This window comes from Sporomusa sp., from assembly GCF_057736855.1.
Window position 1 is genome coordinate 1 of sequence record NZ_JBYKYF010000163.1, and the last position, 6938, is coordinate 6938.

The window sequence follows — 6938 nt, forward strand, 5'->3', positions numbered from 1 at the left end:
TTGAGGCAGTTCCAGTTGTAGAACTGGTTACCCCAACATTTATTATAGAGCCTTTTTTGTTTTATGCACTGGGTTAAAAGCTCGTCTCTATGGGTGTCGCAGTTCTGATGGATAGACATGCCGGCCCCACACATCTAATTCATTAGCATTTGAAGGAAAATAGTGCGGCATGGAAGAATTTAAATAAGGTATAGAACATATTGGGTGGGATATTTATGGATGAAATAACTACTGTACTAGCGAACGGAGAAGAGATTGATATTTTAGCCGCTATGGTGAAACTTGGACCCGTACTTAAAACTATGATTCCCTACGATTTTATGCTTGGTGTGACTGATCGAGAAAAATTTATTGCATACTTTCCGCCAAGGGATACAAGCTATAAACTACCAATTGAGGTAGGTAGTAGACTTGAGAAGCAGGATCCGATTTATCAGGCAATGGAAACGGGGAAATTCTATACAGTGAATGTTCCGAAAGAGGTGTATGGCGTTCCTTTCAGCGCTACCGGAATGCCTATAAAAAACCGTAATGGCGAAGTTATCGGTGGTATCGGAATTGGCGTTAGCTTGAGCAGTATTGAACATCTTCAGGATTCTTCTCAACGGATCGCAGCTTCTACTCAGCAAATTACAGCGACAACAGAAGAATTGGCTTCAACGGCGACGAAACTTTCCCAAGAGCTTTCTATATCCAAAGATCTTGGATATAAAGTCATTGAGGAAGTAAAAAAATCGGATAATATTTTAAAATTTATTAACGATGTAGCATCAAACTCTAACTTACTAGGATTAAATGCCGCCATAGAGGCAGCACGTGCAGGAGAGCAGGGGCGAGGATTTGCTGTTGTTGCCGATGAAATCCGCAAGATGGCAGCTAATAGCGAGCAATCAATCAAAGAAATTAAGCAAATTATTGCAGGTATAGAATCACAAACCAAAGCTATGCTTAGTAATATTGAACATACTCTAGCGCTTGGTGAACGTCAGGCTGCGGCTACGGAAGAAATTGCCGCTACTATGCAGGAACTAGCTCAAATTGCGGCGGCTATTGATAGAGTGTCACGGTCATTGTAATTTACCTTATATGTTTGATAATTTTATTTAATTCTATCAGGTTCCAACGGAACCTGTTTTTTTTCTTCTGGTAGATTAGCGGAGTCGAACATAATTTTACAAAAAAAGTGAAACGGCTATTTGCCTGATTTATTAGGGATATATTCCGAAAATTACCTGGAGCTAAAAACTTGCAATCCTCAGTTATGTGTAGTATAATTCTTTGTACAGAGGAAGTTGATACGTCTAGTATTTGAATGTGTAACTTCATTCTGTGTTATTCCGCCATAATAATACGAGGCCGGTATACGGCTTTTTGTTTTCTAGGCCGGGCTATAGCTGCCGGGTCTTACGCAATAGGAACTCATGAACCGCGTCAGGTCCGGAAGGAAGCAGCGCTAAGTGATACTTCCTATGTGCCGTAAGGGTGCCTAGTATGCTGTAGTCCGTCGTGGAAAACAAAGCCGTATAATTTTAGATAATACCATATATTTATTGAAAGTAGCCTTAAAGGCTGCTTTTTTGCTATATGAAGTTTTTATATGTTGTGGGTGATGGCCTAGCTCATTATAATCGTCCTACTGCTGTAAGGAATTTGTGCTTACCGGTAGTCTTTGACGAAACTGCTGTTAGTATGACCAAAGTTTGAGACTGTTAGTCGTCGATAAATTATTTTATGGAAAAAGGGAAATATTTTAGTAATGTTGAATATAAACGAACTAGCACTATCTAGCGTCTAGCGGGGTAAAGGAGGTGTGAGCGTGGCTTATGTAGCTTTATACCGCAAATGGCGTCCACAGGACTTTGATTCTTTAGCTGGTCAGGAGCATATTAGTACTACTTTAAAAAATGCTATTGCTGCCGGTAAAATTGCTCACGCCTATCTATTTTCGGGTCCGCGTGGCACAGGAAAAACCAGTACAGCCAAAATTCTGGCAAAGGCGCTCAATTGTGAGCATGGACCTAGCGTCAATCCTTGCAATCACTGTTCGAACTGCGAGAAGATTACTGCCGGTACTTCTATGGATGTATTTGAAATAGATGCGGCTTCCAACCGCGGCATTGATGAAATTCGCGACCTTAGAGAAACTGTTAAATTTGCACCGGTTGACGGACGTTATAAGGTGTATATTATTGATGAAGTGCATATGCTGACAACAGAGGCTTTTAATGCACTTTTAAAGACATTGGAAGAACCGCCGGCCCATGTGGTTTTCGTGCTGGCAACTACCGAACCACATAAGATTCCGGCTACGATTCATTCGCGCTGCCAGCGTTATGATTTTCGGCGAATTAGTGTCAGGGACATCGAGAGTCGGCTGGCTATGGTAGCAGAGCAGAGCGGCTTTAAGATTGATCCAGAAGCGCTCAGACTTATTGCTGTTCAAGCCGAGGGTGGTATGCGGGACGCGCTTAGTATTTTGGATCAGTGTGCCACCTTAGATGACGAAGGTATGATAACAGCCGCACAAGTCCGTCAACTATTAGGCTTGATTGGGCATGAGTGGGTATGGCAGTTGACGGATGCCATTGCTGACCGGGATGCACACAGTGCATTGGTACAACTTGATGAACTGATTAACATGGGAAAAGATATTCGCCAGCTGCTTGTGGAACTGGCACTACATGCGCGCAGCCTGATGTTGTATAAGGCAGCTCCCTCTCTAGATAATATTGAAGTATATTGTGATGATAAAACCGTGCTCGCTGCTCAGAGCGCTAAGTTCAGTCATCAGGAACTGATAAATGTATTAGAAGTACTGCATCATGCTGCTAATGAGGTCAAATGGGCAACTGAGCCGCGTATTGTGGTAGAAATGGCGTTGATTACTCTGTGTCGCCGGGCTGTAGGCAATGATATTGCTGCACTTGTAGAACGGGTTGCCGCTCTTGAAGCCAAACTGGCTGGCAGTCATACGATGGTTACTGATAGCGTGGTTAAGGCCAATACGCCGCGCCCTGAAATGCAGCCGCCAGCACCGCGTGTGCAGCCTCACACTACGTCTTTGCCGCCTAGGGTGCCGCAGCAGCCGCCACAGTCACAAGCCGGGGCTGGAACACCGCTGCCACCGAAACCTTCTGTTTCGGGGCAACCGGCAGTGCAAGGCAGCAGTGGAAATCTAAAAGAGATCTGGTCTGCCGTACTTAAAGAACTTATGGCCAGCGGTAAACGGTCAGTACATGCTTGTGTAATGCAGGGACATTTGGTCAGGCTTACTGATACACAGGCTGTGGTGCAGTTTACAGCAACTTTTCCCAAAGAACGCACCGAGAGGGATGATTATCGAACCATTGTAGAAAAAATCCTGGCTCAGGTTACTGGGCATCAGGTGAGATTAATCTGTTCATTAGGGCTTGATACACTGCCGCCTAAACCGGTCGTGCCGCAATCCGCACCACCGCCGACGCAGACAGCACCAGTTGCTGCTTCTGATCCTGATCCCGATTTGGAGCATCCGGCTGTTAAGCAGGCACAGATGATGTTTGGTGGCAAAGTAGTTAAGATAGATGAATAAATTAGTGTTAGGAGGCTGATGACATGTTTGGAAATATGGGAAACATGGCAGGAATGATGAAAAAGGTGCAAAAGCTGCAGGCCGATATGAGCAAACTGCAGGAGGAGCTTAAAACCCGTACTATTGAGGTATCTACTGGTGGCGGGGCTGTAAAAGTAGTAGTTAATGGAGAAAAGAAAATTCAGTCCGTAAAAATTGCGCCATCTGCCGTTGATCCTGAGGATGTAGAAATGCTGGAAGACCTAGTAGTAGCTGCAGTTAATGAGGCCATGAATAAAGTGGATGAAATGATGGCTCAGGAAATGAGCAAACTGACCGGTGGCCTTAATCTGCCGCCAGGATTGTTTTAGTCTATGAGCTATATTGCGCCAATTGGCAGGCTGGTGGAGCAGTTTCGCCGTTTGCCTGGTATCGGGCCTAAATCTGCGGTTCGTCTTGCCTACCATGTAATCAAGATGGATAAAATTCAGGCAGCTGCTTTGGCTGAGGCTATTATGGATGCCAAAGAGCGAGTAAGATATTGTTCGGTATGTTTTGACTTAACCGATACCGATCCTTGTCAAACCTGCCGGTCTGAGGGGCGGGATCATAGTGTTGTCTGTGTGGTGGAAGACCCCAAAGATGTAGCCGCTATGGAGCGTACTCGTGAGTTTAAAGGTCTCTATCATGTATTGCATGGTTCTTTATCGCCATTAGAAGGTATTGGCCCCAATGATATTCGGATTAAAGAGTTGTTAGACCGGGTTAACCAAGGAGTAAAAGAGGTCATTATGGCTACAAACCCTAATGTCGAAGGCGAAGCAACGGCTATGTATATTGCCAAATTGCTAAAGCCGCTGGGGATCAAAGTGACCCGCATTGCCCATGGATTGCCGGTAGGCGGCGACTTAGAATATGCCGATGAAGTAACATTATCCAAAGCTCTGGAAAATCGTCGGGAGATGTAGGGATGATTGATTCCGCCTGTTTATGGGTATACTGTAAGCAGGAGGGCGATTTTGCATGAAAACAATGTTAACTAATTTGGCGAAAGGGTTATTACCCCAACACGCGCCTGAAACTAAATATCCGTCCTTACTGGAGCAAGTGGAAGAGGCTAGGTTAGAGTGGTTAAACGCTCAGGAATACTATAACAATGTATCTGATACTGATTTGGTGGATTATGCTACCTATCGTATTCAGGCTGCTGAGAAAAAATATACATATCTCTTAAAACGTGCTCGCCATGAAGGTATTACATGCTCACCATTACATTAAAATTACAAAAAAATGAAAAATACCGGATGTTAACCGGTATTTTTCATTTTTTTGGACTGGCCAACATATATTGTCGTAAGTATCTATTATGTTGGAGGGATAAAAAATGGTTGCATGGCAAAGAATACTGGATCTGCTGAGCAGTGAGTCAGTTAGTGCCAAAAGGCAAGTCACTCTGCCGGACATCGCTGAACAGGCCCGACGTGACTGGTTATATGCCCAAAATTGTTATAAGACAGTAAGTGATCCGGATTTGGTTGATTACTTTGCTTATCTCATCAAAGCATATGAGCGCAGATACATGTATTTGCTTCGCAAAGCACGGGAAGAGGGTATCTGTTGCTCGAGGGTAAGTATGTCAGGAATTCATGATGAGAAAACTGTACGCCAATGGTTTTAGCGTGATAAAATGAAAACAAGCAACTAAGGGGGAAGAGGATATGCCATTTTTACCGTCAGGCTTAGAATTTAATGTTATTGTAGCCTATGCATTTGGGATTATCTTAATTTATCTTATTGGACGTATGTTTTTAATGCCTATAAAGCTGGTGTGTAAGCTAGTATATAATGGTGTAGTGGGTGGCATTATGTTATGGGTTGTTAATTTTGTCGGCTCGTATTTCGGATTTACTATTGGTATCAATCCGGTTACGGCGCTTGTTGCCGGGTTTTTAGGATTACCAGGTGTTGTCTTATTGATTTTGTTTAAAATTTTTATTAATTAAGGAAAGACTTGGTTTATGCCGTGAGTGCTTGGAGGTGCTAGTGGGATGCCGTGGATGGCATAGCAGTGGACCATCCTAAAAGTCCTTGGCATAAGCCAAGTCTTTCTTTATAATAATAGACAGAATTGTATGAACAAGGAGTGTGGCATCTGGTTATGACAAAAGACACGCAACAGCCTGAGCCGATTATTGAGGCCTATGTTGGCGAATATGCCAGCGGTAAAAGTGAAAATGCTGTAAACCGGGCCATTTATTTACGAAAGCAAGGTTTGCCGGTAACGATTGTTGATCTGGATACTGTCGAGCCATGCTATACTCTGCGTCCCATAAAGCGGGAACTTGAAGAAAGAGGAATTGATGTTGTGGCCTGGGAGACTCGGGATACGACAGGGTTGGGGGAAGCAGGCAATGTAATTAAATCTTCTATGCGCTGGATACTTAGACGAAAAGGCAACATTATTATGGACGTTGGCTACGGTGTTCATGGTGCCAAGATTTTTAATTTGGTGGAGGGCGCATTTGAGAATCCGTATCTTAAAATTATTGCTGTACTGAACATGTCGCGTCCTTTTACTTCCACGGTAGATAATATTTTAGAATATGTCGCTACGTTGGGCCGTGTAGATGCTGTGCTTAATAACACGCATATGGCTGAAGAAACTACCGTTGAAATGGTACAGCGCGGTGCCGTAGGGGTAGCCGAGGCGGCCAAACGCCTTGGTGTGCCGGTGATAGCTACTTCGGCGGTAAGTGAAATTGCTGATAAAATAGGCCCAGTTGATTGTATGGGCAACCCGGTTTGGAAGTTAGAACGTATTATGCCACGTACATTTTGGTAAGCATAGCGGCATTCTCTCTCATATAATAAGCAAGAGGGGGTGCCAGTTTGCTTCGACCAGACTTTCAGGATATCTTAGAAATATTTATTTTTACCAATTTGCCTGCGCTAATGAATCCAGAAACTACGGTTAATGTCACAAATACTCCATCAATAACTACTGCTGCTACTGACAGCATTGTAATTTCGCCAGAACTGCTGACAGCATTGAGAACATATGTATTTAATAACTTTTCCGAATTTAATCTTCCTCCTGATATTCAGGATATAGTAAGACAGTTTTTTACTCTTAACAGCTCAATCGGTTAGTCGTGATATATAAAAGACTTGGCTTGCGCCAAGTCTTTTTAGGATGGGACAGCTATCCCATACATGGCGCATTTGGCATTAATGCCACCTAGGCGCATCGCGGGGAAGCCGCCATTGGTTGATGTTCATAGTATTTGCTTAACATGCTCGTAGATAAAAAAAGAACTGTGTAAACACACAGCTCCAGGCTGTCGACAAAGTATTGTCGATAGCCTTTTTATTTATTATGATTATCTGT

General features: G+C 43.5%; 9 protein-coding genes and 1 other RNA gene. All 10 read left to right on the forward strand.

Annotated features, from left to right (window positions below):
* The first annotated feature begins 215 nt into the window (after positions 1-215).
* The 10 genes from AC29Z1_RS11165 to AC29Z1_RS11210 all read left to right on the forward strand — a co-directional run bounded on the left by AC29Z1_RS11165 (position 216) and on the right by AC29Z1_RS11210 (position 6700).
* Positions 216-1076: a methyl-accepting chemotaxis protein gene (locus AC29Z1_RS11165; protein WP_488271539.1), complete on the forward strand. Its 861-nt coding sequence runs from the start codon at positions 216-218 to the stop codon at positions 1074-1076.
* A gap of 223 nt (positions 1077-1299) precedes the next feature.
* Positions 1300-1535, forward strand: an RNA gene (gene ffs, locus AC29Z1_RS11170) — signal recognition particle sRNA large type.
* Positions 1536-1816: 281 nt separating this feature from the next.
* On the forward strand, positions 1817-3571 hold the full coding sequence (gene dnaX, locus AC29Z1_RS11175; RefSeq protein WP_488271540.1) for a DNA polymerase III subunit gamma/tau: 1755 nt from the start codon (positions 1817-1819) through the stop codon (positions 3569-3571).
* Between the two features lie 23 nt (positions 3572-3594).
* Complete coding sequence (locus AC29Z1_RS11180; RefSeq protein WP_488271541.1) at positions 3595-3921, forward strand: YbaB/EbfC family nucleoid-associated protein; 327 nt, start codon at positions 3595-3597, stop codon at positions 3919-3921.
* A gap of 3 nt (positions 3922-3924) precedes the next feature.
* The gene (recR, locus tag AC29Z1_RS11185; RefSeq protein ID WP_488271542.1) at positions 3925-4518 is read left to right on the forward strand and encodes a recombination mediator RecR; all 594 of its coding nucleotides are present in this window, start codon (positions 3925-3927) and stop codon (positions 4516-4518) included.
* Positions 4519-4573: 55 nt separating this feature from the next.
* A complete protein-coding gene (locus AC29Z1_RS11190; protein ID WP_488271543.1) occupies positions 4574-4828 on the forward strand; it encodes a YaaL family protein in 255 nt (84 codons plus the stop codon).
* A gap of 106 nt (positions 4829-4934) precedes the next feature.
* Positions 4935-5228, forward strand: coding sequence for a DUF2508 family protein (locus tag AC29Z1_RS11195; protein ID WP_488271544.1), 294 nt, complete (start codon positions 4935-4937; stop codon positions 5226-5228).
* A 40-nt stretch (positions 5229-5268) separates the two neighbouring features.
* Positions 5269-5553 (forward strand): pro-sigmaK processing inhibitor BofA family protein, encoded by a 285-nt coding sequence (locus tag AC29Z1_RS11200; RefSeq protein WP_488271545.1) that lies wholly within the window; start codon positions 5269-5271, stop codon positions 5551-5553.
* Positions 5554-5708: 155 nt separating this feature from the next.
* Complete coding sequence (locus tag AC29Z1_RS11205; RefSeq protein ID WP_488271546.1) at positions 5709-6392, forward strand: hypothetical protein; 684 nt, start codon at positions 5709-5711, stop codon at positions 6390-6392.
* A 47-nt stretch (positions 6393-6439) separates the two neighbouring features.
* Positions 6440-6700, forward strand: a complete 261-nt coding sequence (locus tag AC29Z1_RS11210; RefSeq protein WP_488271547.1) for a hypothetical protein — start codon at positions 6440-6442, stop codon at positions 6698-6700.
* Positions 6701-6938: the final 238 nt, after the last annotated feature.